Below are 24,602 nucleotides of genomic sequence, written 5' to 3'. Positions count from 1 at the left end.
GCGGGGGGCCGGGCCGGTGAGGGCCGGCCCCCGGCTCCGGCCGTGGGCTGCGGATCAGGCGTTCATCCTGCTCCGGCCGCCGGGCCGGTGTCTTGCAGGAATCGGTCACCGGGGCGACACGCGGGCGTCGGGATCCGCTCCCTTGCTGTTCCGGCTCAACATAATGTGTTTGCGCCGCGCTCCGGCTCGGATAGTGTTGCCGTCTCCAGCAGGACCTACCGAGGAGGTGAGACCCATTACCGCTGTGTCAGGTCGGGTGCTCTCATCTCACGACCGTGCGGTTCACCGGGCATAGGTGACCGGGAGAGCACCCTTCGGCATCCCGAAAGGCTCTCGTGTCTTTTCCTCTGTCCCCTTGCCTCCGGTCCGCCATCGTCACCAGGCTCCGGGCCGCCGGTTGCGTGTTCGCCGAGGACGAGGCGGACCTGCTCATCTCCACGGCACGGACTCCGTCCGACCTCACCGCCATGGTGGACCGCCGGGTCGCCGGACTGCCTCTCGAACACGTCCTCGGCTGGGCGGAGTTCTGTGGCCTGCGGATAGCCGTGGACCCCGGAGTCTTCGTACCCCGGCGGCGCACCGAGTTCCTCATCCACCAGGCCGTCGCCGTCCAGGACCGACAGGCCCCTCGGACGCAGGTCGTCGTCGACCTGTGCTGTGGCTCGGGCGCGGTGGGCGCCGCGCTGGTCGCGGCGCTGGAGCGGGTCGAGTTGCACGCCGTCGACATCGACCCCGCCGCGGTGCGGTGCGCCCGCCGCAACGTCGCCGCCACCGGCGGTCAGGTGTACGGGGGTGACCTCTACGCACCGCTGCCCGGCACGCTGCGGGGGTGTGTCGACCTCCTGGTCGCCAGCGCGCCCTACGTACCCACCGAGGCGATCGGGCTGCTGCCCCCGGAGGCCCGCATCCACGAACCCCGGGTGGCACTCGACGGTGGCGAGGACGGCCTTGACGTCGTACGGCGCCTGGCCGCCGCGGCGCCACTGTGGCTGGCACCGGACGGCCATCTGCTGGTCGAGACGAGCGAGCGCCAGGCGCCGCGGACCGTCGAGGCCTTCACCCGCAACGGGCTGATCCCGAGGGTGGCCGGTTCCGACGAGTTGGACGCCACGGTCGTCATCGGAACCAGGCCCACCTCCCTGTCCCTGCGCCGATGAGCCGGGCGAGGCCGGTACCCGTGCCGTTCGGGTACCGGTCTCGCCGGGGTCACGGACAGTCCTGACCGGCGCTCCGATGGGGCGTGTGCCCGCCGGACATCCACGGGCCCGGCAAACGGGTCAGCTGAGGACGCGTAGCCGGAGGTTCGTCGCTCCGGGCGCCTGGGTCACGCTGAGGCGTTCGAGTCTGATGTTGGTCCCACCCGGATGATCGAACAGCCGGACGCCGTCGCCGAGCAGGACGGGCGCGATGAACACGAGGATCTCGTCGAGCACGCCCGCGTCGAGGCACTGCCGGGCCACCTGGGCTCCGAGGACGCCGACGTACCTGTCACCCGCGGCGGCCTTGGCCGCGGCGACACCGCTGTCGAGGTCACCGACGAAGGTGACGCCTGGCACCGGCGTGTCCGGCGCCTTGTGGGTGAGCACGAACTGCTGCCCGGTCCACCCCCCGCCGTACGGCTCGCCCTGCTGCTCGGTGCCCCTGTGCGGATCGTCGCCGCCGAAGGTGCGGTTGCCGACGAGCAGCGCACCGGTCTGGTCCATGGTCTCCTCCACCATCGGGTTGGGCCCGAGGTGCCCGGCCAACCAGGACATGTCACCTCCCGGGCCGGCGATGAAGCCGTCCAGCGACATGGTGCACTGGTACTGCAACTTACCCATGACCTACCTCCGCCGAGATCGATTCGACTGATCCCCGTTGAGACGGCGGACCGCGCGAAAACTCATCGGTGCGCCGGCGGCAGCGCCGTGGGCAGGGCGAACGCGCTGTTCACCGACGCCACGCCGCCCTCCAGCAGCGCCGCGGCCTGCTTCGCCGGCCGGCCGAGCACATCTCGCAGGATCAGCACCGCCCGCTGCCGGGGCGGCAGATGCTGGATCACGGCCAGGAACGCCTCAGGCGGGCTCCTCGCGGCGCTCCCGTTCGCGATCGAGGTGCTCGCGTGGCACCAGGGTCGGGCCGACGTTGTCGAGCACGGTGTCGCGGTCGACCACGACGCGCGCCACATCGTCCCGGCTCGGCATCCGGCCAGGCCGGGACCTCACCGGTGAGGCATCGCGAACAGCCGCGGAACCACCTCACCGGGAGGCTCTCCGCACGGGGCGGGAAAAGGTCGGACGGCCCGCGCGGATGCCCCGACCCGTCCTGCCTCAGCCCGCCGAGACCCGAAGGACGATCTTGCCTCGTACGTGCCCGGTCTGACTCAGCCGGAAGGCCTCGGCGGCCTCTGACAGATCCAGCACCGTCGCGATCTCCGGGACGACCAGACCGTTCTCGATCATCTGTCGCAGCTCGTCGAGGTCCGCCGTGCTCGGCCTGGCGAACACGAAGACGCCGCCGTGCTCCAGCACGCCGTCGTTGGTCAGCGAGACGACCCGTCCCCGCGCGTCCTCGCGCAGCAGGTCAAGGGAGGAGACCAGCGTCTCGCCGCCGTACATGTCCACGATCGCGCTGACACCGGCCGGCGCGAGCGCCCGGACCCGCTCGCCGAGCCCGGGACCGTAGGTGACGGGCTCGGCGCCGAGGCCCCGCAGGTAGTCGTGGTTGCGGGCCGAGGCGGTGCCGATGACACGCGCTCCCAGGGCGGCGGCGATCTGTACGGCGAACGACCCGACACCGCCCGCCGCGGCCTGCACCAGCACGGTGTCACCGGCCCCCACCCGCAGCGCGTGGACGAGTGACTGGTAGGCGGTGAGGCCCGCGATGGGGACGGCCGCCGCCTGCTCCCAGCTCAGATTGACCGGCTTGCGGGCGATGGTGCGCACCGGCGCGGCCACCCGCTCGGCGTAGGTTCCCCTCCCGATGGAATCCTCGCGCACGTACCCGATCACCTCGTCTCCCACCGCGAGGTCGGTGACCGTCGGGCCGACCTTCGCGATCACCCCTGCGACGTCCCAGCCGGGGACAACGGGAAAATGCACGTCGAAACGGCTGTCCAGCTGCCCGGCGGCTGTCTGCCAGTCGACCGGGTTGACCGATACCGTCCTGACGTCGATGAGAACGGACTCCGGGCCGAGTTTCGGCTCGGGGACCTCCGCCATCTCCAAGACCTCCGGCCCTCCGTAGCGCCGGTAAACGACCGCCTTCATCAAATCCTCCGATGTGGAAATCCCGCCTTCAGGCGGGGAGGGCGACGGGGAATCCCTCCCTCGGCAAGGGGAGGATGTCGGCTCCCCGCCTTCCGCTGATGGACCGATGGTGTCTTCGGAATACCGCGAGCCGCGGCTCAGGCGCTCACGCCGACGCCTCGACGCCGACGTTCCCGTCACGGGGCTCGGAGCTGAGCGACACGACGACGATCTCGGGCCCGCACTCCTGACGGCCGACCAGCCGGGAGCCGACCAGCCTGCAGGACAGCTCGACGAAGCGATCCTGCAACTGGGCGACCGACAGCCGGCCGTCGGGGCGGTACCAGACGGCGACCCCGTTGCACATCTCGAGCAGCGCCAGCCTGGCCACCCGCAGGTCGGTGATCTGGAACTCCCCCGTACGCACCCCCCGTTCCAGCACGCGCTGGAACATGGACTCGTAGTCGTCACGCATGGCGACGATCTCCGCGTGGTTGTCCCCGGTCAGTGCCCGCACCTCGCGGTCGGTGACCTGGCAGGTGAGCGGGTTGACCGCCTCCGTCGCGACCTGGGCGAGCACCAGCCTGGCGAGCTGGACGGCCGGGTCCGCGCTGGGCTCCAGGGCCTCGCGCCCGGCGCGCAGCAGCTCGCCCAGGCCCGCGCGCATGATCCCGGCCAGCAACTCCTCCTTGCCGCCCGCGTAGTGGTACAGCGTGGCCGAGTTCAGCCCGGCCGCGCGGCCGATCTCGCGGATGCCCGTGGCCGCGAAGCCCCGTTCCGCGAAGAGCCGCACCGCGGCCCGCTGGATCTGCTCGAGGTTTGACACGGCATCTCTCAATCGAACGATTGATTAGACATCGCACCCTAGCAGGGCACCCCGAGGATGACGTGATCCCGCTCCGGCGCCGCGGGCATGGCGGCGCCGAGATCGTGGGACGACCGTGGAAACCATCGAACCGGATCAGCGGTAGTAACCCTCGACCGGGACGCGCGCCTCGTCGAACAGGGCGGGGCCCTCCTGCCGCGCGCCGGCGCCGGTGGCGGCCGGTTTGAGGCTCGCGAGCTGTTCGTTGGAGAGCGCGAACACCACGCGGCCGAGGCCGGATCGTTCGATGGCGCCCCCGCACATGGGGCACGGCTGGCAGCTGGTGTACATGGTCGTGGCGGCCGCGGTGGCGGGGTCGAGCTCGCGGGCCGCCCACCTGGCCAGCTTGAGCTCGGGGTGGGCGGTGATGTCTGCGTCGCTGAGAACCGTGTTGCGGTCCTCGGCGAGCACGGTGCCGTCCGGGCCCACCAGCAGTGACCCGAACGGCGGGTCACCGGCCGTCCGTGCCGCGGCGGCAAGCTCGATGGCCCTGCGCAGGAACTTCTCATCGTCGCCGGTCATGGTCTCCCTCGTTTCTGTCTGATACGTGCTCGGATTCCAGCGGGCGGCCACGGTCGCGAGCGCCTGCCAGGCGGTCTGCGGATGGCGTGTCTCGTCCGGATCTCCGTTGAAGGGGTCGAGTACGACGGTCTCGGAGCCGAGGAGGCGCAGCTGTTCGAGGTCGTCAAGGATCTGGTCGATCGTGCCCTCACCGGCGAGCCGACCGGGGGCGGTGATCGGCGTCTCGGTGAGCCGCAGGGCGATCCGGGGGGCCAGGGCGGGCACCGGCCGTTGACACTCGTTCGCGATGGCCTTCAACCGGCCCAGCGCCTCGCGCAGCCAGGGGAGGGTGAACCTCAGCGGATGCCATGCCTCGCCGAGATGCACCGCCCGGCGCAGGCCGGCGTCGCTGTTGCCGCCGACCCAGATCGGTATCCGCCCGGCACGGTAGTCCTTGTCATCGTTCCAGGCGGCGCGGATCGCCCGGAGATGATCGTCGGTCAGCGCCCCGCGCCGCTGGAACGGGACTCCGAGCGCGTCGAACTCCTGCCGCGCCCAGCCGACGCCCACGCCGAGGACGAGCCGTCCCCCGCTGAGCTGGTTGAGGTTGGCGGCCATCCGGGCGACGAGCAGCGGGTGCCGGTACGGCACGATGAGCACCGTGGTCCCGAGCCTGACCCTGCCGGTGATGCCGGCCAGCCAGGCGAGGGTGGTGAAGGGTTCGTAGAACGGCGCCGGGTACTGTTCGGCGACGTCGGGTGTTATCGCGATGTGGTCGGAGACCATGAGCAGGTCGAAACCCAGGCCCTCCACCGTCTGCGCCCAGTCGCGCAGCACGCCGGGATCGGTACCTGGCCCAAAATTCGGGATATTAACGCCTATTTGCACTGGTTCAGGCTATCCAGCCGTTATTTCCCGTTGGAAGAGAGTTTTCTCGGCGCAATAGTCGATATGCCGTGAATATGCCGGTACCTTTACCGGATGACCGAGAGCCTCGATGCCACCGACTGGTCGATCCTGGTCGAGGTCCAGCGAGACGGCCGCATCCCGCTGACCGAGCTGGGGCGGCGGGTGAACCTCAGCGCCTCCGCCACGACCGAGCGGATCAGGCGCCTGGAGGCGGCGGGCGTCATCACCGGCTACCACGCCCACGTCGACCTGGCGAAGGTCGGCTTCACCGTGCTCGCCGTGGTACGCCTGAAGTATCCGGGCAGCCGGCACCAGCCCCTGCACCGGCTGCTCGACGAGCGCCCCGAGATCCTGGAGTGCCTGCGGACCACCGGCGACGACTGCTACGTGCTGAAACTGGCCGCGACCTCCATGACCCACCTCGAACAGCTCGTCGACGAACTGGCCCAGTTCGGCAGCACCACCACCAACCTCGTCTACAGCCGGCCCCTGCCCTACCGCGGCCCCCAGGGCCCCTGACACCGCCACGACAGGATCGCGGAACAGGGCCTAACGGTCGGCGACGAGTCTCGCGGCGACGGTCAGCGCGATCGCGCTCCGTTCCTCCTCGGGCACCTCCATGCCGAGCAGGAAGGGAACGCTGCCCATGATCAGCGCGATCACCGCCAGCCGGGCCTCGAATTGCCGGACCAGCCCGTCCTCGGGCGCGCTCAGCACCGAGATCATCGTCATCATGCGCCGCTGCATCTGCTCACCGGCCGGCAGCTCGGACATGACGGCCTGATTGACCTGGGCGAACCGGATGAGCGGCCGCCAGTGATCGTTGAGGAGAGCCGCGATCCTGCGCAGGATCTCCCCCCTGGCCTCCTCGGTGTGCGGCTGGGCGCGAGCCCACTCCACGAGTTCGTCGATCGAGCCGTTCAGGTCGTCGATGACGCTGGTGAGGATGTCCTCCTTGGCCTTGAAGTGGTAGTAGAGCGCGGGCCTTGTGATCTCCAGCCGCTCCGCCACCTCCCGCAGCGAGGTCTTGTCGTATCCCTGCTCAGCGAACAGCTCCAGCGCGACCTGCTGGATCCGTTCCTTGGTGTCGCTGCGTCGGGCATTCATCGCCGGTCCGCCACTCCTCTTCGCGCCATGCCTTGACGACCACTCCGAGTTTGCTTACTTTCATGTAAGTAAGCAAACTCGAACCCGGCCTGTGAGGAGAAGATTATGGCTCAGGGTTTCCCCTTACCTCGCGACTGCCCGTTCGCGCCCCCGCCCGAGTACGCACGCCTCCGCGAGGAGGCACCGCTGGTCGGAGCGGAGCTTCCCGGCGGGCGGGTCTGGCTGGTCACCCGGCACGCCGAGGCCCAGCAGGTGCTCTCCGACCCCAGGATCAGCACCGACCCCAGCACACCCGGCCACCCGATGTCCGCCCTGTCGGCAGAGCCCCCCTCGGCCGAGGAACGGCAGGCGGGCGCGCGGTTCCGGGCGGGGCAGTTCATCGACATGGATCCCCCCGAACACGACGTCTACCGGCGGATGCTGATCCCCGAGTTCAGCGTCCGGCGCGTCAGGGAGATGCGCCCCCACATCCAGCACGTCGCCGACCAGCTCATCGACGACATGCTCGAGCAGGGCTCCTCCGCCGACCTGGTCGAGGCGTTCGGGCTCGCCGTCCCCTCAATGGTGATCTGCCGGCTTCTTGGCGTACCGTACTCCGAGCACGACTTCTTCCAGTCCAGGACCCGCCAGATGGTCAGCTCCGCCGCCGGCTCCCAGCGGGATGCCGTGGCCGCGGCCACGGAGATCTGGAACTATCTCGACGGCCTCGTCACCGAGGCCGAGCGGAACCCCGGCGACAACCTCATCGGGCGGCTCGTGACCACCCGAAAAACGACCGGAGAACTCTCCCACGACGCACTGGTCGGCATGACGTTCCTGCTGCTCCTGGCCGGGCACGAGACCACAGCCAACATGATCTCGCTGGGCGTCCTCACACTGCTGCGCCGTCCCGCCCGGCTCGCCGAGCTACGCGCCGCCCCCGACGGCTGGGCACCGGCCGTGGAGGAGCTGCTGCGTTACCACTCCATCGTCGACTGGGTGGCCTTCGACCGGGTCGCGACCGAGGACATGGAGATCGGCGGCCAGAACGTGCGCCGGGGAGAGGGCATCTTCGTGCTCGGCGCCTCGGCCAACCGGGACCCCCGGGCCTTCGAACGCCCCGACGAGCTCGACCTGCGGCGCGGCGCCCGTAACCACGTGGCGTTCGGATACGGCGTGCACCAGTGCCTCGGGCAGAACCTCGCCCGCGCCGAGCTGGAGATCGCCTACCGCACGCTCTTCGAGCGGATTCCCAGCCTGCGCGTCGTGGGCGACGACGACGAGCTGCCGTTCAAGTACGACGGCGTGATCTTCGGCCTGCACGCGCTCCCGGTGGCCTGGTGACCATGAGAGTCATCGCGGACCGCCGGCGCTGTGTCGGTGCCGGGCAGTGCTCGCTCGTCCTGCCGGAGATCTTCGACTCCGACGACGAGGGACTCGTCCTCGTGACCGGCGAGGTCACCGAGGCCCACAACGTCGGCCTCCGCCACGCGGTGCGGATCTGCCCGGTCGGAGCTCTCAGCCTCCGGCCCGACCCCTCCCCCGGCTCGGGAACGCCCCAGGCCGCTGGGCGTTGACCGGCCAAAGGTCGGTCAGTCGGTGTCGTGGGAGACCAGCAGGCTCAGCACCTTCCCGCGCGGGCCGAGCGCGCCGACCGCGAACTCCTGGTCCGTCCAGTACGGCGTGCGCCTGGTGATCCTGAACGCCAGCCACCGCCACCGGGCCGCGAGCTCGTTGACCCGGTGGACGGACGCGTCGGCGGGAGCGCGCACCAGACCGGCGACCGACCGCCACGTCGCCAGCCTGCCGTACCCACCGCGAAGCCCGGATGAGTGAGTGGCGTCGCAGTAGGCGGAGGTGAACAGCTCGGCCACCACCGAGCCCAGGCTGCCCCGCTGCCCGTTCAACACGGTCTCCGCCACGAAGGCATCCGGCAGGAAGGCGTTCACCCCCAGCGGCACCAGCTCCTCAGGGCCGACAGCCCCGGGAAGTTCGAAGATCTTCGCCCATCCCGGTGAACTCCAGTGCTCCACCGCCGCGGTGATGAGCCGCTCCTCCTGCCGGGTGCTCACGATCGCAGGCTCCCCACCGGGAACCCGTGCGAGCGTGCGACCGTCCAGGAGGAGCCCCGCGGCCTCCGGATGCTCGGGAATGTACCAGTCTGGCTGGGGAACCCAGCCAGACTGGTACTCGGGCACGCGTATCCAGCGCTCTCCCCTGCCGAGCCTCAGGGGCAGCTCCGCGAGAGGATGCCCCAGCTCGCGCAGGGCGGCGACGCACCGCACCGCCGCCGGCACCCGGGTCAGGTTGACCCGGCGCACCACCAGCTCCTGCGCCAGGCAGGCGATCAGCTCCGCCCAGATGTCCGGCTCGGCGGGCACACACCCGAACAGCGGCAGCAGGTGGTGGACCCGCCGGGACTCGGCCAGCAGCGCGGCCAGATCGCGGACCTCCCGAAGCCGCCGCTCACCGACGTAGTGACCGCGTACCAGCTCGGCCAGCGACCCGGCATCGCCGGGAACGCGTGCCAGGATCGGCCCATGTGGCCCGTCCACAAGCGCGTGCGAGATCACGAAAGCTCCTCCGGCGACCTTGCCCGCATGCTCGCCCCTCCTCGTGGCAAAACCCGTCCTTTGCCAACCGGACACCATTACACTACGTAATCAAGTGATGACCGAATCGGCGGCGTCCCGCATGCCGGCCATCACGGAAGTCAGGAGACGGTCGACAAAGGGATCCGGACGATCATGCCGGTGCCGGCGGAGTTGAGCAAGACGACCTCGGCGGGATCCTCCAGAAGAGCGGCGGCCCGGCCCCCGGACCCCACGTCACGGCCTCCACGGACAGCAGGCGCGAGGTGATCGGCATCTCACGCCACGAACACGAGGAGTTAACGACCCTCTCCTGAAGGAGGGGGTCTCCACACTGGAGGTATCTGATGAAGATGAACACAGGTCGTCGCTGCATCTCCGGCTCCCTGGGCGAGCACGGCCGCTTCACAAGGGCATTCCGCGTCCGCGCGCTGCCGGCGGTCGGCGCGATCATCGGCATGGCCGTGCTGGCGACGGGCGCACCCGCCTTCGCGGCTTCGGCCACCGCCCCCGAGGCACACACGGTCACCGCGCAGGCCGGCGCGGCCGGCCGGCTACCCGCCGGCGACGATGTGTACCGCGACTGGTTCTCAAGCCACTCCAACTGTGTGGCAGCCGGCCAGGGGGGAATCGACCGAGGCCACTGGGAGCACTACACCTGCTCCGAGGGCGACTGGTTCTGGCATCTGTGGACCAACCGCTGAGCGGCGGATAGCAGCGCGGTCCAGCATCCACAGGCTCCGATGACCGTGGGTCTGTGCGTTGTGTGGGGGTTCGTGCCAACCCAACCCCTTTACAATGTAGATCAAGAAGTGGTGAAATCCCCGCTCCCCATCGCGGGCGCGGTGCGGAGCGGGGATTTTACTCGCTGGAACCTCAACGGCGAGTGGACGCCGTGCGCACGCGGGCTCGGTTGTGTGCAATGACCCCATGGCTGTTGTACCGATATGGACTGACCTGCTGCGGAACCGATCCGCCCTCTGCCTGGGACTCGCCCCCTCCCCCAAGTGGCTGGAGGCGTGGCGGATGCCCGGCGACGTGGGCGGGGCGCGGCGAATGTGCGCGACGGTGCTGGAGGCCGCGGGCGAGCAGGTGGCCGTCTACCGGATCCAGGTGCCGTTCTTCACCCGGTTCGGCACCGCGGGCACCGCCCTGCTGCGTGACGTCGTCGACGGCGTGCACGAGCGGGGCTCGCTGGCGGTGCTGGACGCGAAGGTGTGCGACGCCGACGACACGATGGACTCCTACGCCGACCTCTACCTGGGGCCCGGCAGCGTGCTGCGCGGGGACGCGGTGACGGCGAACCCGTTCATGGGCTTCGGCTCCCTCGGCCCGCTGCTGCGCCGGGCCCGGGACAGCGGAACGCTGGTCATGGTGCTCGTACGCACCTCCAACCACGCGGCCGGCGGGGTGCAGTGCGCCATGACCGGCTCGCGCACCGTCGCCCAGCGCACCGCCGACGAGGTGCGGGAGTGGAACGACGAGCACGGCGTGGCGGCGGCGGCCGTGGTCGGGGCCGCCGCCGAGGAAGCCCGCGACCTGGTGGCCCGCATGCCTTCCGCGGTCGTGGAACTGCCTGGCCTGGGCCGGGCCGGACGCGACACCCGCGACCTCGTCGCCGTCGCCGCCGGCGCGCCGGGGCGGGCCGTGCTGCCGGTCACCACCGGGGTGCTGCGGCACGGACCTGACGTCGCCGCGCTGGAGGCGAGCATCGCGACCTGGCGGAAGGAGATCGGCTCGGGGGTCCCGGCATGCTGATCGAGCTGCGGCCCGGCACCTCCGCCGAGGTCGCCGAGGAGGTGGCGGCGCGGGCCGGGGCGCACGAGGACGTCACCGCCTGGCCGGTGCGCCTGGCCGGAAGGGTGTTCGTCGTGGTGAGCGGCGACGAGTCCCTCGCCTGCGTACCCGCCTCGCCCGCCGTGCTGGCCCGCCGCCCCACCCCCGACGGCCACTGGCTGGTACGGCGCGACAGCGGCGTGGCCGCGCGCGAGGTGACGATCGGCGGCCCAGCACTGCCCGGCCCGCCGGAGGCTCCTCGGGAGGTCGGAGTGGTCGGGGGGCCGAGGCTGTGGTGGGCGGCGGGACCGTGCGCGCTGGAGTCGACCGAGGACGCGGTCGAGACGGCCCTGGCGGTCAGGGCGCAGGGGGCGCACGCGCTGCGGGCCGGGCTGTCCAAGACGCGCAGCAGCCCCTACCACTTTCCCGGCAGAGGCCTGCGGGGCCTGGAGGCGCTCGCGGAGATCCGGCGTGCGGCGGCCATCCCGGTGATCACCGAGGTCTGTGACCCGCGCGAGGTGGCGGCCGTCGCCGAGGTGGCCGACTGCCTGCAGGTGGACGGGCGGCAGCTGGACAACCGGCCGCTCCTGGCCGAGCTGGGTGCCCAGCGGCGCCCTGTGCTGCTGATGCGGGGGCCACGGGCGAGTCTGGACGACTGGCTGCGGGCCGCGGAGTTCGTCTTCACCCGGGGTAACAGTGCCGTGGTGCTCTGCGCGGGCGCCACCGGGACACCGCAGCAGCCCGGCTTCGGGGCGATCACCGCGCTGCGCGCCCGCACCGAGCTGCCCGTGATCTTCGATCCCAGCCACAGCACCCGCTCGGCCTCGCTGGTGGCTCCGGCCGCGCTGGCGGCCTCGGCGTACGGCGCGGACGGGCTGCTCATCGAGTCGTGCACGAAGCCCGAGCGGCTGTATCGCCCCGGCGACGCGGCTCACATGTTCCCCCCCGAATCCCTGGCGGACCTGGTCGCCACCTGCGAGCGGGTCCGGGACTCCGCACGATCCCTGGAGGTCTCCTGGTGACCGCTCGCCTGACCGCCGCGAGCTGGCTGGTACCGCTGCGGCGGCCGGAACGGCCTCGCGCTCGGCTGGTCTGCGTGCCCAACGCGGGAGGCGGCGCCACGACGTTCCGCGGCTGGGCCGGCTTGCCGGCCGACGACGTGGAAGTGTGGGCGGTGCGCTCTCCTGGCCGGGAGACCCGCATCGGGGAGAAGCCGCCGCACCGGCTGTCGATGATCGTCGATCCGGTGATCGACGAACTGTCGCGCCTGGCCCCGCTGCCGTTCGCGCTGTTCGGGCACAGCATGGGCGCGCTGGTGTCGTTCACCACGGCGCGGCGGCTGCGCTCGCGCGGGCTGCCGGGCCCGGGGCGGCTGTTCGTCTCCGGCTGGAACGCCCCCCAGATCCGCGACGGCATGCCGCGGCTCGGGCAGCTCTGCGACGAGGACCTGATGCGCGTGCTGCACCGGCTGGACGGCATCCCTCCGGAGGTGATCGGCAACGCGGAGCTGATGAGCCTCGTCATGCCGGTGCTCCGTGCCGACCTGAACGTGGCCGAGTCCTACGTCCACGAGGACGAGCCGCCGCTGGCCTGCCCGATCTCGGTGTTCGGCGGGATCGGGGACCCGACGACGACGGCCGCCGGGCTGGGCGCGTGGAGCGCGCAGACGGGGTCGGCGTTCCGGCTCCGGCTGCTGCCTGGCGGGCACTTCTTCATCCACACCCAGCGCCGGTCGGTGCTGCGTGCGATCCGGGAGGACCTCGGCGCCTGCCGATGAGCGAAGGCCGCCACACGGACCCCGCCGCCCGCGGGGCCCCGGGCGGCGGACTCAGCGTTTCCTGCCGGTGAGCCTGCCCATGGACAGGGTGGCCTCGGCTCCATAGAAGCGGCCGACACGCTCGGCCTCCCGCTCCAGCTCCTCGCTCCGGCCGGAATCGAGTTCGACGAACGACTCGACCTTGATCTCGACCTTGCCACCTTTCTCCCTGCGCTCCCACATGCCGGACACGACCCCGTCGACGAGCATGATCTGGTGGGCGACCGCGCCCTCGTACCTGCCCCGGCCGTGCTCGAAGACGCGTCCGGCGGTGCCCTTGGGCACGACGACCTCCTTGGGACCGCTGCCCAGGACGTACGCCTCGTACTGCGGCAGCAGTCGCAGGCAGCTCGCCTGTGACGGCCAGCGGCTCTCGTCGGCGGCGAGGACGTACGCCTTGCGGCCCTCGACCTCGACCTGGACGATCTCGTCGCCGAGCGACTCCAGCGCCTCGCGTGCCTCGGGCGGCCTGAGCGCGAACCAGCGGGCCAGGTCCTGGTGGGTGGCGGGACCGTACGCGCGCAGGTAGCGGCGGATGATCTCCATCGCCGACTCCTCGGGATCGGGCTGGTCGCCGAGCTCGACCTTCAGCCCCGCCCACCGGTCGGGCCTGACGTAGGTGACCTTGGCGCCCCGTACCGGCCCGAAGCAGAGCACGCCGAGGTAGGCCACCGGACGCAGCAGCTCGCCCCAGTTGGAGGCGAGCCTGTCCTTGGCCCAGGCGCCGACACGGCCCGACACCTCCCCGGCCAGTTCCTCGCGGGTCAGGCACTCGCCGTCCAGTGCCTGGCGGACCGCGTCGACGAACGACTCGCCCTGTTCGGCGGTCAGCCCGTGGTGGGCGTGCCAGCTGCCCTTGGCACGCCAGTAGGGCTTCCAGCGCATGGCCGCCAGCCACAGGGCCAGCTCGTCGGCGGCGTGCACGTGCAGGGTGCCGCGCAGGCTGTAGGTCTTGACGAGGCGCTTGTCGTCGTACAGCTCCGCGCGGACCTGCTCGCGGGTGGCGTCCCTCACCCGTGACCCGATGGCCAGCTCGGCCGCGGCGGCGACCTGCGCCTGCACCCCGCACACGTCACGCACGGGTTTCCGCAGGTCGCCGGAGACGGGTTTCACGAGATGGTGGCGGGCCAGCCGCCGCGCGTGGACCTGATCCCAGGTGAGTGAGTTCATGGTCTCCGCTTCTACCCCATGGGATGGAGCCGAACCTGGACGTGCTTGACACCGTTGATGACCGGGGAGCGCAGGTAGTCGGGCGGCCCGAGCAGTTCGGCCCCCGACACCGAGGTCGCGAGCTCGTCCAGGAAGACGGTGAGCTCCAGCTCGGCGAGGGCGGCGCCCAGGCAGAAGTGCGGCCCGGAGCCGAACGCGACGTGCCCGTTGCGTGAGCCGCGGGGGCGCCCGATGTCGAACACCTCCGGCGCGTCGAACACCCGCTCGTCGCGGTTGGCGGAGGTGTGCCAGATGACGACGTCCTGGCCCGGATGGATGGTCTTGCCGTGCAGCTCGGTCTCGCGGGCGGCGCGGCGCAGCACGTGGCGGCTGGGCGAGGTCCAGCGCAGCAGCTCGCCGACCGCGTTGGGCACCAGTTCGGGCTCCTTGCGCAGCCGCTCCCACTGGTCGGGGTGCTCCATGAGGGCCAGCAGCCCTCCGACCGCGGCGTGCCGGGTGGTCTCGTTGCCGCCGAGCATCAGCACGTCGAAGAAGAGCAGGCACTCCTCCTCGCTGAGCACTCCCGCGTCCTGGGAGCGGGCCAGCAGGCTGACGATGTCGTCGCCGGGTGAGGCGCGCCGCCGCTCCACCAGGCCCTGGCAGTAGAGCAGGAGCCGGCCGTGCGCCTGGGCGGCGTTGGCGCGCACGTCGGAGGTCAGCTGGTACTCGCTGTCGTGCGAGCCGAACGCGGTGGAGGTGAGGCTGAGCATCAGGTCCCAGTCCTGGCGCGGCACGTCCAGCAGCGCGGAGATGCCCGCGACCGGCAGGGCCGCCACGACCTCGGCGAAGTCGCACTCACCCCGCTCCAGGGCGTCGGCGAACACGTCCCTGACGACCGAGCGCAGGTACGGCTCCAGGGCGGCGATGGCCCGGGGCGTGAAGCACTTGTTGACCAGCTTGCGCAGCTCGGTGTGGCGGGGCGGATCGGTCGTGTTGATCATCTTTCCGGATCCCTGGTCACCGGTGTTGCGGTGCGGGCCGAGGGTGTTGGTCTGGTTGGAACTGAAGGTCCGGGGGTCCTTCTGCACCTTCACGCAGTCCTCGTAGCGGGTGACCGACCAGAAGCCCGGCTCCCTGCCCTCGGGGTTCCAGTACAGCGGGTCGTGGTCGCGCAGCCGGCGGAAGACCTCGTGGGGTCTGTCTCCGACGTGCAGCTCGGCGTCGGCCAGATCGACATCGGTCATTTACGAACCTCCCATTCCTCGGAGAGATTTCCGGCAGATGTCATCTCGCCGGCGGGATGGCACTGATTTAAGCGGCGGGATGGTCCGATTAAGGCGAAGGCGGGATTATAAGCCGCCCACCGGAGGGCCGCTCGGGCGTTTTTCCGCGTTTCCGATGACGTGGTTATCGTCCTCCCATGGTGCTACGTGTCAAGCTCGTCCTGTCATTGCTCACGGCCGCCGCCCTGGTGGGAGGCACTTCCCCACCGGTGGAGCAGCCTGTCGCGGTGCGGGCCCCCGGGCCGTTCACGATGCGGGACTTCCTGACCACGAAGAAACTCGGTCAGGTCGTCCCGTCCCCCGACGGTAAATCAGTGGCGGCGGTCGTGAAACGTGGTCCGAGCGAGTCGAGCAGATATGGCGCATCATTTGTCGATGGAAACGAGCGCGCCGACATCTGGATAGCGGACGGCGCGGGACCGGCCCGTGACGTGACGCACGGGGCGAAGGACGGCACCGGTCACTACAACCCGGTCTGGTCGCCCGACGGGCGCATGCTGGCCTTCGCCTCCACCCGGGGCGGCGACGACGTGTTCCTGCACGTGTGGGACCGCGAGAGCGGCGAGATCCGCAAACTGACCCCGCGCGGGGTGCAGACGATGACGAACGCCTCCGGCTACCTGATCCAGTGGCTGGACTCCCGGCGGGTGATCGCGCCGATGGTGAGGCCCGGCCGCTGGTCGCTGGAGTACGGGCAGTGGCTGGAGGCTCAGCGTGCCGCCCCGAAGGAGTGGGCCAAGGTCGAGCGCGGCAAGGAGGACACCGCCTCCGTGCTCGACAGCTCCACCGCCGGCCGGGCGGACACGCTGGACGAGGAGATCGCCGTCATCGACGCCGTCACCGGCAAGATCACCTCAGCGGGGCCGGCCCGCACCTACACGGCGGGCAACCTGGTCGCCGACCCGACCGGGCGGCACATCGCCCGGGTGGACGACCTCGGCCCCACCCCCGCACGTGCCGGGCGGCTCAAGCGCGTCCTGGAACGGCGTACCCGGCTGGCGATCGCCTCCGCCGCCGGCGGGCAGCCACGCGTGGTGACCGAGGTGCCGAGTCCCTCGGTCACCGTGCAGCCCCGCTGGGCCGCCGACGGCGCCAACCTGCTGGTCGTCGGCAAGGCCACGCCGAAGACGCCCGACCCGTTCACCGCCTACCTGGTGCCCGCCGCCGGCGGACAGGCCGCACCGCTGGCCGCCGACCGGCTGGTGGCCACCGGCCTGCTCTGGGGCGCGGGCACCCCGCTGGTGCGCGGTACGCAGGTCGCCGATGCCGCCGATCCGGCGGCCCGCCAGGACTGGTGGGCGTTCGACCCGGCCGATCCCGCCGCCAAGCCGCGCGACCTGACCTCGCGGTTCAAGGTCCCCCCGCTGGAGCTGGTGCCGGTGACCGGCGGCGTGCTGGGCGTGGCCGACGGGCGCGCCTGGCTGATCGACCCGCGTACCGGGCAGGCCCGCGACCTGAAGGCCACCGGCGCCGCCCCGCTGGCGGAGCTGGCCTGGCCGCTGGACGACGGTGTCAGGCGCAACGGCGTACGCCCCACCGACCGGGGCGGTGCCGAACCGGCCAACCCCCGGCTCGACCGCGACTTCCCCCTGGTGCTGGCGCGTGACACCAAGGGCGGCCTGTACGAGCTGGCGCCCGGCGCCGCACCGGTGCTGACCCCGCTCCCGGCGCCGCACCCCGAAGCGGGCATCGCCGGGTACTCCCCCGCCAACCGCACCGCGGTCTTCGGCGCGGGCGGCGACCAGGGCACCGCGTTGTGGACCACGCACGCCGGCCGCCACACCCAGCGGATCTCGCTGAACGGCCATCTCGCCCAGGTGCTCCCCCCGCAGCGCAGGCTCGTCACCTACAAGGGCGCGGACGGGGAGAAGCTGACCGGCGCGCTGCTGCTGCCACCGGGCCACCGCGACGGGCAGCGTCACCCGCTCGTGGTCAACGTGTACGGCACCCGGATCGTCTCGACCCTGGAGGACGTGCCGGAGTTCCAGGTCAACAACCCGAGCTACCTGACCCTGCAGTTCCTGGCCGCAGGCGGTTACGCCGTGCTCGTCCCGTCGATCCCCCGCCCCGAGGGCAAGGCGGCGGCCGAGCCGATGACCTGGCCCACCAAGCCGATCATGAACGCGGTGGACGCCGCGATCGACTCCGGAGTGGCCGATTCCAAGCGGCTGGCGGTGATGGGACACTCCTTCGGCTCCTACAACGTGCACAGCCTCGTCACCCAGACCGACCGGTTCGAGGCGGCGATCGCGATCTCCGGCTTCTCCGACGTGATCAGCAGCTACGGCGTGTTCGACTCCCGCTTCCGCTACACACCGCGCGCGCAGGAATGGTTCGCGCCGGCCTACATCGAGGACCCGGCCTTCGAGTTCGGGCTGGGCAAGCCCCCGTGGGAGGACCCGCAGCGGTACGTGCGCAACAGCCCGCTGCTGCACGCGGGCAAGATCAAGACCCCGGTGCTCATGCTGCACGGCGAGCGTGACTACCTGACCCACACCGGCTCCGAGGAGATGTACACGGCGCTGGCCAGGCAGGCCAAAAAGGTGCGGCTGGTCAGCTACTGGGGCGAGGCACACATGCCGTACTCGATGGTCTCGCCCGCGAACTTCCAGAGCATGATCGAACAGGAGCTGGACTGGCTCCGGCTGAACCTGCCCGGGAGCGAGCGGTGAGGCTCTTCTCGCCCGTCCAGGAGCGGGCCTGGCTGGAACATCTGCTCGGCGATGTCGCGCCCGGCGGGATCTCCCTGCGGCTGCGGCTGACCGGCCCCCTCGACGAGGCGGCACTGGGCGCGGCGCTCGGCGATCTGGCCGCGCGGCACGAGGTGCTGCGCTGGTCCCTGCCCACCCGGGGCGACGGGCCACGCCCGGTGGTCTCGGCCGGGGTCCTGCCCGCCCCGAGGGCGGTGCCGGTCGAGCCCGAGAAGCTCGGCGCGACGCTGGCCGAGCTGGAGTCCCGGCCGTTCGACCTGGTGACGGGGCCGCTGGCCCGCGTCTCGCTGCTGGCGCTCGGCCCGGCGGAGCACGTGCTGGTGCTGCGCGCGCACCCGTGCGTCACCGACGAGGGCTCGGCCGCCGTACTGGCCGCCGACCTGGCCGAGCTGTACCGGGCAAGGGCCGAGGATGACTCCCCGCGCTTGCCCGAGCCGCCCTCCGCCCCTGCCGAGAGGGACGCGGACGCCGACAGTGGAAGGTTCTGGCGTGCGGCACTGCGGGAGGTGCCGCCGCTGGAGGTGGCCACCGACCGTCCCCGCCCCGGACGCCGTTCCGGCGCGGGCGGGGCACACCACTTCGAGGTGGCCGTACCGGCCGGGCTGGGTGACCCTCCGCTCGCGGTGCTCACCGCGTTCACCGCGCTGCTGTCGCGCTGCTCGGGCCAGGAGCGCTTCACGATCGGCCTGCACTCCCCCGGCCGCGTCTCGGGGCCGCTCGGCGGGGAGCCGAACGAATTCTCCGGGACAGTGGGGCCGCTGGATGACTTCCTCCCGGTGCGCGTGGACCTGTCCGGCGGCCCCGACCTCGCCGCCCTCTCCGCCCGCCTGGAGCGAGCCGTCGGCGACGCCCGGCGGCATCGGCTGCCGCTGCAGGACGTGGTCGCCGCCGTCGCCCCGCCCCGCACCCCCAGCCGGGGCGCGCTGTTCGACGTGACGTACGGCGTCGTGCCCCATCCCGTCACGCACGAGGCGGCGGGCCTGCGCCTGGAACCGCTCGACGCCCCGGACGCCGTCACCCCGTGGACGGCCCGCGACCTGGACCTGCGCCTCACCACCGAGGCATCGGGCAGGGGCCGCGAGGGCGGGGACAGCGGCGACCGGCCGCGTGCTCCCCTCACCGGGAACGGCGGGGCGGCCCTTCCCGGAGGCGGCGACGAGCGGCTGCGGGCGACCCTCACCTACGCCGTCGACGTCTTCGACCACGCCACGATCCGGCTGATGGCCGCCCGCCTGATCCGGCTGCTCGGTGAGATGTCCCACTCCCCCACCCGGCCGGTGCTCGACCTGCCGCTGGACGAGTGCTCCGGTCCTCTTACCGGCCCACCGGTGACCGTGGACCCGGACTCCACCCTGGCCGTACTGATCGCCGCGCAGGCCGGGCGCACCCCCGGCGCGACGGCGGTGGACGGCGACGACGAGCGGCTCACCTACCGCGAGCTGGACGGGCGCGCCCGGGAGCTGGCCGGCCGGCTGGCCGCCGAGGGGGTGGGTCCGGGCACGGTGACCGCGATCTGCCTGCCCCGCTCGGCCCGCCTGGTCACGGTCGTGGCCGGGGTGCTGTACGCGGGCGGCGCGTTCCTGGCGCTCGACCCGGCCCAGCCTGCCGCCAGGCTGGAGTACCTGCTGTCCGACGCGGCGGCGGCCGTCCTGGTGAGCACCGGGGAGACCCTTCGCGAACTGCCGCGGAGCGGAGGGCGCCGCCTCGACCTCGACCTCGACCTGAGCGACCAGGGCGTGACCGCCCCGGTCAGCCCCGCCGGGCCGCGCGACCTCGCGTACATGATCTACACCTCGGGCTCGACCGGCCTGCCCAAGGGGGTGCTGCTTGAGCACTCCGGCGCGTGCAACCTGGTCACGGCCCTCGCCCCCGAGCTGGGCATCGGTCCCGGCACGCGGCTGCTGCAGTTCGCGCCGCCGACCTTCGACGCCTGGGTCTGGGAGGTGTTCACCACGCTGACCTCCGGCGGCACCCTGTGCGTACCGGAGGCCGGGAACATCCTCGTCGGCCGGGCGCTGAGCAGGTGCTTGTCCGGGCTCGAGGTGAACGCCGTGCTGCTGCCCCCCTCGGTGATCGCGACGCTGCCCGGCGACGACCCGCTGCCGGACCTTCGGGTGCTGGTGACCGGTGGCGAGGCGTGCCCTCCCGAACTGGTCGAGCGCTGGGGCACCGGCCGGCGCATGGTCAACGCCTACGGGCCGACCGAGGCGACCGTCATCGCGACCCTGGCCGACTGCTCGCCCGGCGAGGGCGTACCGCCGATCGGGCTGCCCATGGCGGGGACGTACGCGCTGGTGCTGGACGCCGCGGGCCGTGTGGTGCCACGGGGCGTGCCCGGCGAGCTGCACGTCGGCGGCGCGGGCGTGGCCCGCGGCTACCACCGGCGACCCGCGCTGACCGCCGAACGCTTCGTGCCCCTCGCCGGGCCGCTTCCCCCCGCACCGGGCCGGCCTCCGGCGCCTGGCGGGCGGCTCTACCGGACCGGCGACCTGGTGCGGCAGCGCCCCGACGGCCGCCTCGACTTCATCGGCCGGGTGGACCACCAGGTCAAGCACCGTGGCTACCGGATCGAGCTCGGCGAGATCGAGCAGACGCTACGCGCCTGTCCCGGTGTGGACGACGCGGCGGTGACACTGGAGGACGACCAGCTGGTGGCCTACCTGTCCGTCCCCGTGCCCGCCTCCGCTTCCGGGCCGGTGACGGCGAAGGACGCCAGGGCATGGGCGGCCGGGCGGCTGCCCGGCTACATGGTGCCGGGGGCCGTGCACGTGCTGGACGAGCTACCGCTGACGAGCGCGGGCAAGATCGACCGTCGCCGGCTGGCCTCCTCGGCCGCCCGCGCCGGGAGACGCACGGACGAGCCACGTGACCGGTTGGAACTGGAGGTGCTGGAAGCCTTCCGGCGGGTGCTGGACAACCATCGGGTCGGCCCGCACGACACCTTCTTCGAGGCGGGCGGCGACTCGCGGCTCGCGGTGACACTGCTGGACCGCCTCCGTGACGGCCTGCGCAGACCGGTGGCGGCCCGCCTGCTGTGGGAACACCCAACGGCCACGGGCTTAGCCTCGGCGTTGCGCGACCCCGGATAGATCCCCTTCCGGAAGCCCGCGTTCGTGAAACTCCTGCGGCCTGTCCAGGGCGGGGCCGCATGGGGGCGGGTACGGGTGCCGCCATCGGAAGCCGTCCGGGGGGATGAGCGCCTCAAGATGCTCACGTACCTGCGGCACCACGGCCTTGAGGTATCGGGTCGGGGTGACGGCGGGGTTTTCCGCAGCGAGCGTTACCAGGGCCTCCGCACTCGACAGGAGGGTGTAACGGCGGGAGCGGCGGTTGTGGAACACGAAGTTGGGCCTGCTCCATCTCCATGACGACTTACCGGCGTTTCTACCCCGTGCGGCGGTGACGACGATGCGGCCGCCCTTACGCCAGTCGTCGCCGTGCCAGGCGTCCAACCACACCCGGTGCCCGTCATAGATCCATTTCACATTCCACGCATGCCTGTGCAACACCTCCGCGTATCCGGAGAACGCGGCGGGGTGGGGTGGACGAGGTTCGCCCGCCTGCGGCGCGGCGGCGGGTGAGGGCTCTTCTTGCCGGTAGCGGACGTACTCATCGGGGTAGGCCGCCCTCAGCCTCTGCTCCAAGGGGCTGTGAACCTGCTGGAACAGCCGTAGGTCGTGTGCGCGGCGGAGCCTGCCGCGTTCCATCAGGCGAGTGCGCAGGTGGGTGAGGAAGGTGAGCTTGGGGGCCCAGTCCTCGACGGACGCGTCGTGCCGGGTATCGATCAGGTACCGGTCGGGAACGGCGAACCATGCCCGGATGTTGCGCTCTTCGGTTTCGAGGCCGATCTGCTCGAAGGTTTGAGAGCCCAGTTCGACCAGGGCGTCATACCAGCGGGCCAGCACAGCGGGGTGCCTCAGCTCGTCGGCGTCCGCGCGTCCTTGGACATCCTGGGCGGCCAGGTCGCGAAACCGCTCATCGCTCAGACGCAGAAGCCGTTCGGCCCCGGGGCTGAGGCATTCGTCGCCGGCGATGCCACCCAGGCGGCGCAGCTCGTCGAGCATCGAATCGGTCTCCTGGGGATGGGCGCCTTTGAGCCGCCGCAGTGCGGTGTCCCGCACACGGCCGTCCACCGAGCGGTCCTCCACCGATGTGGTCACGATGAACTGTGCCTCTCGGCGACGCTGGCGGATCCTGGCCAGTCGCCGGTCCGCGCGCAGGGTGTCGGGGTGCTCGATCCCGAAAGCGATCATCTTGCTCCACCACGAAAGCTGGTGGTTGCCCTCCTGGACGGTGAGGACCTCCTCCCACATCGTGCGCACGCCGGGGGCCGACAGCCACTGGGTGACACCGGCGGGAACACGGTTGAGGATCGCCTCCGCGACGGCCAGCAGACTGAAGGCGTGGTCGTCCTGGCCGTAGCGGGTGCTCAACTGCTCGGGGGTGATCCGCGGATCGAGTGTCGCAGCATCGACCAGCCGCATTACGTTGTCCATACCACCCTCGCAGAGGTCGGCCACCACCTGGCGTCATGTCATTCTGATACGAGGCGTCGACGTTCGGTGAGCATTTGGAGGGGGCGGCCCCAAAAGGCTCCGGTGAGCAAGGACCTCAGATCTCCGACATCCCCCTGTCCCACCCGACTTGAGGTCCTTCAGTGACCGAGGAGGCCCGCGTCCGTTTGTCCCGCGAGTCCTCCCAACCGAGTTCACCGTCCTCCACACCACCGATGAAGGCGGCCATTCGGGTGAGGCGAAGACCAGAGCCGGGCCAGTTCACCGCGGTTCACACCGAGGCCGCCCCAGGACCGGGCAGCACATCGATGTCAGCGGCGCGCATGGGCCGGTCGCACACCGAGCAGTGCAGTTCGACGTGGCTGATCTCACCGCAGGCATGATGCCGGTAGAGGACCGGCGGACCAGCCTCGCCCGCCGTCCACCGGTCTCCCCAGCGCACCATCACCAGCAGCAGGTCGCAGAGCTCCAGGCCCTTGGCGGTGAGCGCGTACTCATGGCGCGGCGGACGGCTCGAATACTCTCGCCGCTCCAGCACGTCGTTCTCGACCAGCCACTTGAGTCGCTCGGTGAGCACCTTGCGCGAGATGTCCAGGCTCTGCTGGATCTGATCGAAGCGGGTGATGCCGACGTAGACGTTCCGCAGGATCAACGGTGACCACGGCTCGCCGACGATGTCCAGCGTGCGGGCGATCGAGCAGGCCATGTCACCGAATCGGGTTCGCTGCATGAAGTCAGTCTAAGCCAGAGGGTTCCCTTAAGGAACGATCGCCTGCTACCGTCTTCCAAGTAAGTTCCTTTAGGGAACCAATAGTAGGGAGAGCATCATGAGCCATCCCCAGGTCGTCTCGGCCCAGGATCGGCCGGCAGGAGATCTGGGAGGACTCCCCCGAAGGCAGGCCACAGACCCAGCCCTACGAGTGGTGGCGCCTGCACGGCGAGTACCACGTTTGAGCACCGCCGCCCGGTGAAGCGTCAAGATCTTGAGGATGAGAACACATGATGGCAGCCGAAACGACACCCACCCCCGAACTCCTGTTCAGCGAGGCCGACGCGACACCGTTCAGCACGGACGAGGCGACGGTGAAACCCTGGGCCCAGGCGCGGGCGTGCCTGGAGACCGCGCCGAAGGCATGGCTCTCCACGGTACGGCCCGACGGCCGCGCGCACGCCATGCCCGTACTGCTGGTCTGCGTCGACGACACACCCTGGTTCACGACCCGCCCGACGTCCCGTAAGGCCAGGAACCTCGCCCGCAACCCCCACTGCGCCGTCACCGTCGCCGGCGAAACCCTCGACCTCTCGATCGAAGGCGTCGCCACCCTGGTGCGGGACGAGGCCAGGCTCCTGCGGGTGGCCGCCGCGTTCAGAGCGAAGTACGAGTGGGATCTCGCGGTACGCGACGGCTCGGTCCACGAGGACGATCTGCCCGGCTCGCCCGAGTACGGCTTCTACCAGGTCATGCCCATGCGTGCCTTCGGCTACGGCGTGGACGGCATGACGGCGACGCGCTGGCGGTTCTGAGGGAACATCCTCGGCCAAGTCGAAGCCCGGGATGCCGACGAAGAAGGCGATGGCCCGGTCATAGTCCTCGACGAGGATCGTCACCAGATCAGTGCGCATTCTCTTGATCGTAGGAGTTCCCGGGGCGACGGTGTGGGCTCGGAGTCCGGGTGTTCGACCAGTCTCCTCCACTACGCTTTTCGGGTGACTGCCGAGTATCCCCATGACGGGGAATCCAGGGCGAAGTCTCCTTCCGTGACCGCGCGGCGGGGTGACTCTCGGCACGACGTCATGGGGTGGGCGCGGAAAGCCGCCTGGTGGGCGTTCGCGTTGTTCCTGGCCGCTTTCGCGATTTTCGAGAGCGTCAAGTACGGGGTGCCGACCACGGGTGCCATGCTCCTGTTCTTCGTGCTGCCCGACCTGGCCCGACTGGCCGGCGTCGGCCCTCCCGGAGTGCTCTATCACGCCGTGCACCGGGTGTGGATTCCACTCGCGGTACTGGTCGGTTACACGTTCGGGCCGATCGTGTGGCCGCCCCTCTTCACCGCGGGCCTCGGCTGGCTCACCCGCATCGCCGTCGAGCGCGCGACCGGGCGCGGGCCGTCTCGCGCCGGCGACCGACCGGCGGCATGACCGCAGCCGGGATCACCTCTGGACGTGCACCGCTCAGG

24 protein-coding genes are annotated in these 24,602 nt (G+C 71.1%); 12 read left to right on the top strand and 12 right to left on the bottom strand.

The genetic code is table 11. From position 1 onward, the window contains the following. Nucleotides 1-335: 335 nt before the first annotated feature. Nucleotides 336-1,157 carry a putative protein N(5)-glutamine methyltransferase gene (locus ABT061_RS32380; RefSeq protein ID WP_350925143.1) on the top strand — a complete coding sequence of 274 codons (822 nt, stop codon included), beginning with the start codon at nucleotides 336-338 and terminating at the stop codon, nucleotides 1,155-1,157. Nucleotides 1,158-1,277: 120 nt separating this feature from the next. Here ABT061_RS32380 and ABT061_RS32375 read toward each other — a convergent pair whose 3' ends face one another. The 6 genes from ABT061_RS32375 to ABT061_RS32350 form a co-directional block, all read right to left on the bottom strand. Next, a complete protein-coding gene (locus tag ABT061_RS32375; protein ID WP_350925141.1) occupies nucleotides 1,278-1,820 on the bottom strand; it encodes a dihydrofolate reductase family protein in 543 nt (180 codons plus the stop codon). A 62-nt stretch (nucleotides 1,821-1,882) separates the two neighbouring features. Beyond that, on the bottom strand, nucleotides 1,883-2,041 hold the full coding sequence (locus ABT061_RS32370) for a sigma factor-like helix-turn-helix DNA-binding protein (protein ID WP_502991522.1): 159 nt from the start codon (nucleotides 2,039-2,041) through the stop codon (nucleotides 1,883-1,885). Between the two features lie 13 nt (nucleotides 2,042-2,054). Further along, nucleotides 2,055-2,183, bottom strand: coding sequence for a hypothetical protein (locus ABT061_RS32365; RefSeq protein WP_502991521.1), 129 nt, complete (start codon nucleotides 2,181-2,183; stop codon nucleotides 2,055-2,057). Between the two features lie 126 nt (nucleotides 2,184-2,309). Further along, a complete protein-coding gene (locus ABT061_RS32360) occupies nucleotides 2,310-3,248 on the bottom strand; it encodes an NADP-dependent oxidoreductase (protein ID WP_350925139.1) in 939 nt (312 codons plus the stop codon). Nucleotides 3,249-3,393: 145 nt separating this feature from the next. Then, complete coding sequence (locus tag ABT061_RS32355) at nucleotides 3,394-4,053, bottom strand: TetR/AcrR family transcriptional regulator (protein ID WP_350925137.1); 660 nt, start codon at nucleotides 4,051-4,053, stop codon at nucleotides 3,394-3,396. 135 nt (nucleotides 4,054-4,188) lie between these two features. Beyond that, the gene (locus tag ABT061_RS32350) at nucleotides 4,189-5,430 is read right to left on the bottom strand and encodes a TIGR03619 family F420-dependent LLM class oxidoreductase (protein ID WP_350925135.1); all 1,242 of its coding nucleotides are present in this window, start codon (nucleotides 5,428-5,430) and stop codon (nucleotides 4,189-4,191) included. A gap of 144 nt (nucleotides 5,431-5,574) precedes the next feature. On the opposite strand from ABT061_RS32350, the gene ABT061_RS32345 reads away from it, so the two are divergent. After that, a complete protein-coding gene (locus ABT061_RS32345; RefSeq protein WP_350925134.1) occupies nucleotides 5,575-6,021 on the top strand; it encodes an Lrp/AsnC family transcriptional regulator in 447 nt (148 codons plus the stop codon). 30 nt (nucleotides 6,022-6,051) lie between these two features. Here the strand turns inward: ABT061_RS32345 and ABT061_RS32340 are convergent, their stop codons facing one another. Next, nucleotides 6,052-6,609, bottom strand: a complete 558-nt coding sequence (locus ABT061_RS32340) for a TetR/AcrR family transcriptional regulator (protein ID WP_350925132.1) — start codon at nucleotides 6,607-6,609, stop codon at nucleotides 6,052-6,054. A gap of 105 nt (nucleotides 6,610-6,714) precedes the next feature. Here ABT061_RS32340 and ABT061_RS32335 point away from each other — a divergent pair, with 105 nt between their 5' ends. Together ABT061_RS32335 and ABT061_RS32330 are read left to right on the top strand one after the other, a co-directional pair. After that, nucleotides 6,715-7,932, top strand: coding sequence for a cytochrome P450 (locus ABT061_RS32335; protein ID WP_350925130.1), 1,218 nt, complete (start codon nucleotides 6,715-6,717; stop codon nucleotides 7,930-7,932). Nucleotides 7,933-7,934: 2 nt separating this feature from the next. Beyond that, on the top strand, nucleotides 7,935-8,165 hold the full coding sequence (locus ABT061_RS32330) for a ferredoxin (RefSeq protein WP_350925128.1): 231 nt from the start codon (nucleotides 7,935-7,937) through the stop codon (nucleotides 8,163-8,165). Nucleotides 8,166-8,180: 15 nt separating this feature from the next. Here the strand turns inward: ABT061_RS32330 and ABT061_RS32325 are convergent, their stop codons facing one another. Next, nucleotides 8,181-9,161, bottom strand: coding sequence for a DUF6183 family protein (locus ABT061_RS32325; protein ID WP_350925126.1), 981 nt, complete (start codon nucleotides 9,159-9,161; stop codon nucleotides 8,181-8,183). A 365-nt stretch (nucleotides 9,162-9,526) separates the two neighbouring features. Here ABT061_RS32325 and ABT061_RS32320 point away from each other — a divergent pair, with 365 nt between their 5' ends. The 4 genes from ABT061_RS32320 (at nucleotide 9,527) to ABT061_RS32305 (ending at nucleotide 12,732) form a co-directional block, all read left to right on the top strand. After that, nucleotides 9,527-9,883, top strand: coding sequence for a hypothetical protein (locus ABT061_RS32320; protein WP_350925124.1), 357 nt, complete (start codon nucleotides 9,527-9,529; stop codon nucleotides 9,881-9,883). Between the two features lie 226 nt (nucleotides 9,884-10,109). Next, the gene (gene pyrF / locus ABT061_RS32315) at nucleotides 10,110-10,937 is read left to right on the top strand and encodes an orotidine-5'-phosphate decarboxylase (RefSeq protein ID WP_350925122.1); all 828 of its coding nucleotides are present in this window, start codon (nucleotides 10,110-10,112) and stop codon (nucleotides 10,935-10,937) included. Beyond that, nucleotides 10,931-11,977: a hypothetical protein gene (locus ABT061_RS32310; protein ID WP_350925120.1), complete on the top strand. Its 1,047-nt coding sequence runs from the start codon at nucleotides 10,931-10,933 to the stop codon at nucleotides 11,975-11,977. The genes pyrF and ABT061_RS32310 overlap by 7 nt, the downstream gene beginning before the upstream one ends. Continuing rightward, nucleotides 11,974-12,732, top strand: a complete 759-nt coding sequence (locus tag ABT061_RS32305) for a thioesterase II family protein (RefSeq protein ID WP_350925118.1) — start codon at nucleotides 11,974-11,976, stop codon at nucleotides 12,730-12,732. The genes ABT061_RS32310 and ABT061_RS32305 overlap by 4 nt, the downstream gene beginning before the upstream one ends. Nucleotides 12,733-12,783: 51 nt before the next feature. On the opposite strand, the gene ABT061_RS32300 is transcribed toward ABT061_RS32305, so the two are convergent. Next, entirely contained in the window at nucleotides 12,784-13,941 is a 1,158-nt protein-coding gene (locus ABT061_RS32300) for a winged helix DNA-binding domain-containing protein (RefSeq protein WP_350925116.1), read from the bottom strand. 11 nt (nucleotides 13,942-13,952) lie between these two features. Further along, nucleotides 13,953-15,164 carry a cytochrome P450 gene (locus ABT061_RS32295; protein WP_350925114.1) on the bottom strand — a complete coding sequence of 404 codons (1,212 nt, stop codon included), beginning with the start codon at nucleotides 15,162-15,164 and terminating at the stop codon, nucleotides 13,953-13,955. 176 nt (nucleotides 15,165-15,340) lie between these two features. Between ABT061_RS32295 and ABT061_RS32290 the strand changes: the two genes are divergently transcribed. Both ABT061_RS32290 and ABT061_RS32285 read left to right on the top strand, forming a co-directional pair. Continuing rightward, a complete protein-coding gene (locus tag ABT061_RS32290; RefSeq protein WP_350925112.1) occupies nucleotides 15,341-17,875 on the top strand; it encodes a S9 family peptidase in 2,535 nt (844 codons plus the stop codon). Next, entirely contained in the window at nucleotides 17,872-21,003 is a 3,132-nt protein-coding gene (locus ABT061_RS32285) for a non-ribosomal peptide synthetase (protein WP_350925110.1), read from the top strand. Before ABT061_RS32290 ends, ABT061_RS32285 begins: the two co-directional genes overlap by 4 nt. Here the strand turns inward: ABT061_RS32285 and ABT061_RS32280 are convergent. Both ABT061_RS32280 and ABT061_RS32275 read right to left on the bottom strand, forming a co-directional pair. After that, nucleotides 20,974-22,410, bottom strand: a complete 1,437-nt coding sequence (locus ABT061_RS32280; RefSeq protein ID WP_350925108.1) for a hypothetical protein — start codon at nucleotides 22,408-22,410, stop codon at nucleotides 20,974-20,976. The two genes, ABT061_RS32285 and ABT061_RS32280, sit on opposite strands and share 30 nt — an antisense overlap. Before the next feature lie 289 nt (nucleotides 22,411-22,699). After that, nucleotides 22,700-23,158 (bottom strand): winged helix-turn-helix transcriptional regulator, encoded by a 459-nt coding sequence (locus ABT061_RS32275; protein ID WP_350925106.1) that lies wholly within the window; start codon nucleotides 23,156-23,158, stop codon nucleotides 22,700-22,702. 269 nt (nucleotides 23,159-23,427) lie between these two features. On the opposite strand from ABT061_RS32275, the gene ABT061_RS32270 reads away from it, so the two are divergent. Continuing rightward, nucleotides 23,428-23,952 (top strand): pyridoxamine 5'-phosphate oxidase family protein, encoded by a 525-nt coding sequence (locus tag ABT061_RS32270; RefSeq protein ID WP_350925104.1) that lies wholly within the window; start codon nucleotides 23,428-23,430, stop codon nucleotides 23,950-23,952. Between the two features lie 234 nt (nucleotides 23,953-24,186). Continuing rightward, nucleotides 24,187-24,564 (top strand): hypothetical protein, encoded by a 378-nt coding sequence (locus ABT061_RS32265; RefSeq protein ID WP_350925102.1) that lies wholly within the window; start codon nucleotides 24,187-24,189, stop codon nucleotides 24,562-24,564. Nucleotides 24,565-24,602: the final 38 nt, after the last annotated feature.

Origin of the sequence: Streptosporangium sp. NPDC002544 (assembly GCF_040295965.1) — a bacterium.
Lineage (GTDB): Bacteria > Actinomycetota > Actinomycetes > Streptosporangiales > Streptosporangiaceae > Streptosporangium.
Note: the sequence above shows the minus strand (reverse complement) of the source record. Positions and strands in the feature narration are given on the sequence as shown.

Bases quoted from the DNA above. Each gene is read 5' to 3' on its own strand.
- ABT061_RS32300 (WP_350925116.1), bottom strand. From the start codon at position 13,941: ATGAACTCACTCACCTGGGATCAGGTCCACGCGCGGCGGCTGGCCCGC.
- ABT061_RS32320 (WP_350925124.1), top strand. From the start codon at position 9,527: ATGAAGATGAACACAGGTCGTCGCTGCATCTCCGGCTCCCTGGGCGAG.
- ABT061_RS32335 (WP_350925130.1), top strand. From the start codon at position 6,715: ATGGCTCAGGGTTTCCCCTTACCTCGCGACTGCCCGTTCGCGCCCCCG.
- ABT061_RS32330 (WP_350925128.1), top strand. From the start codon at position 7,935: ATGAGAGTCATCGCGGACCGCCGGCGCTGTGTCGGTGCCGGGCAGTGC.
- pyrF (WP_350925122.1), top strand. From the start codon at position 10,110: ATGGCTGTTGTACCGATATGGACTGACCTGCTGCGGAACCGATCCGCC.
- ABT061_RS32275 (WP_350925106.1), bottom strand. From the start codon at position 23,158: ATGCAGCGAACCCGATTCGGTGACATGGCCTGCTCGATCGCCCGCACG.
- ABT061_RS32360 (WP_350925139.1), bottom strand. From the start codon at position 3,248: ATGAAGGCGGTCGTTTACCGGCGCTACGGAGGGCCGGAGGTCTTGGAG.
- ABT061_RS32290 (WP_350925112.1), top strand. From the start codon at position 15,341: ATGGTGCTACGTGTCAAGCTCGTCCTGTCATTGCTCACGGCCGCCGCC.
- ABT061_RS32310 (WP_350925120.1), top strand. From the start codon at position 10,931: ATGCTGATCGAGCTGCGGCCCGGCACCTCCGCCGAGGTCGCCGAGGAG.
- ABT061_RS32280 (WP_350925108.1), bottom strand. From the start codon at position 22,410: ATGGACAACGTAATGCGGCTGGTCGATGCTGCGACACTCGATCCGCGG.
- ABT061_RS32270 (WP_350925104.1), top strand. From the start codon at position 23,428: ATGATGGCAGCCGAAACGACACCCACCCCCGAACTCCTGTTCAGCGAG.
- ABT061_RS32295 (WP_350925114.1), bottom strand. From the start codon at position 15,164: ATGACCGATGTCGATCTGGCCGACGCCGAGCTGCACGTCGGAGACAGA.
- ABT061_RS32375 (WP_350925141.1), bottom strand. From the start codon at position 1,820: ATGGGTAAGTTGCAGTACCAGTGCACCATGTCGCTGGACGGCTTCATC.
- ABT061_RS32365 (WP_502991521.1), bottom strand. From the start codon at position 2,183: ATGCCGAGCCGGGACGATGTGGCGCGCGTCGTGGTCGACCGCGACACC.
- ABT061_RS32340 (WP_350925132.1), bottom strand. From the start codon at position 6,609: ATGAATGCCCGACGCAGCGACACCAAGGAACGGATCCAGCAGGTCGCG.
- ABT061_RS32345 (WP_350925134.1), top strand. From the start codon at position 5,575: ATGACCGAGAGCCTCGATGCCACCGACTGGTCGATCCTGGTCGAGGTC.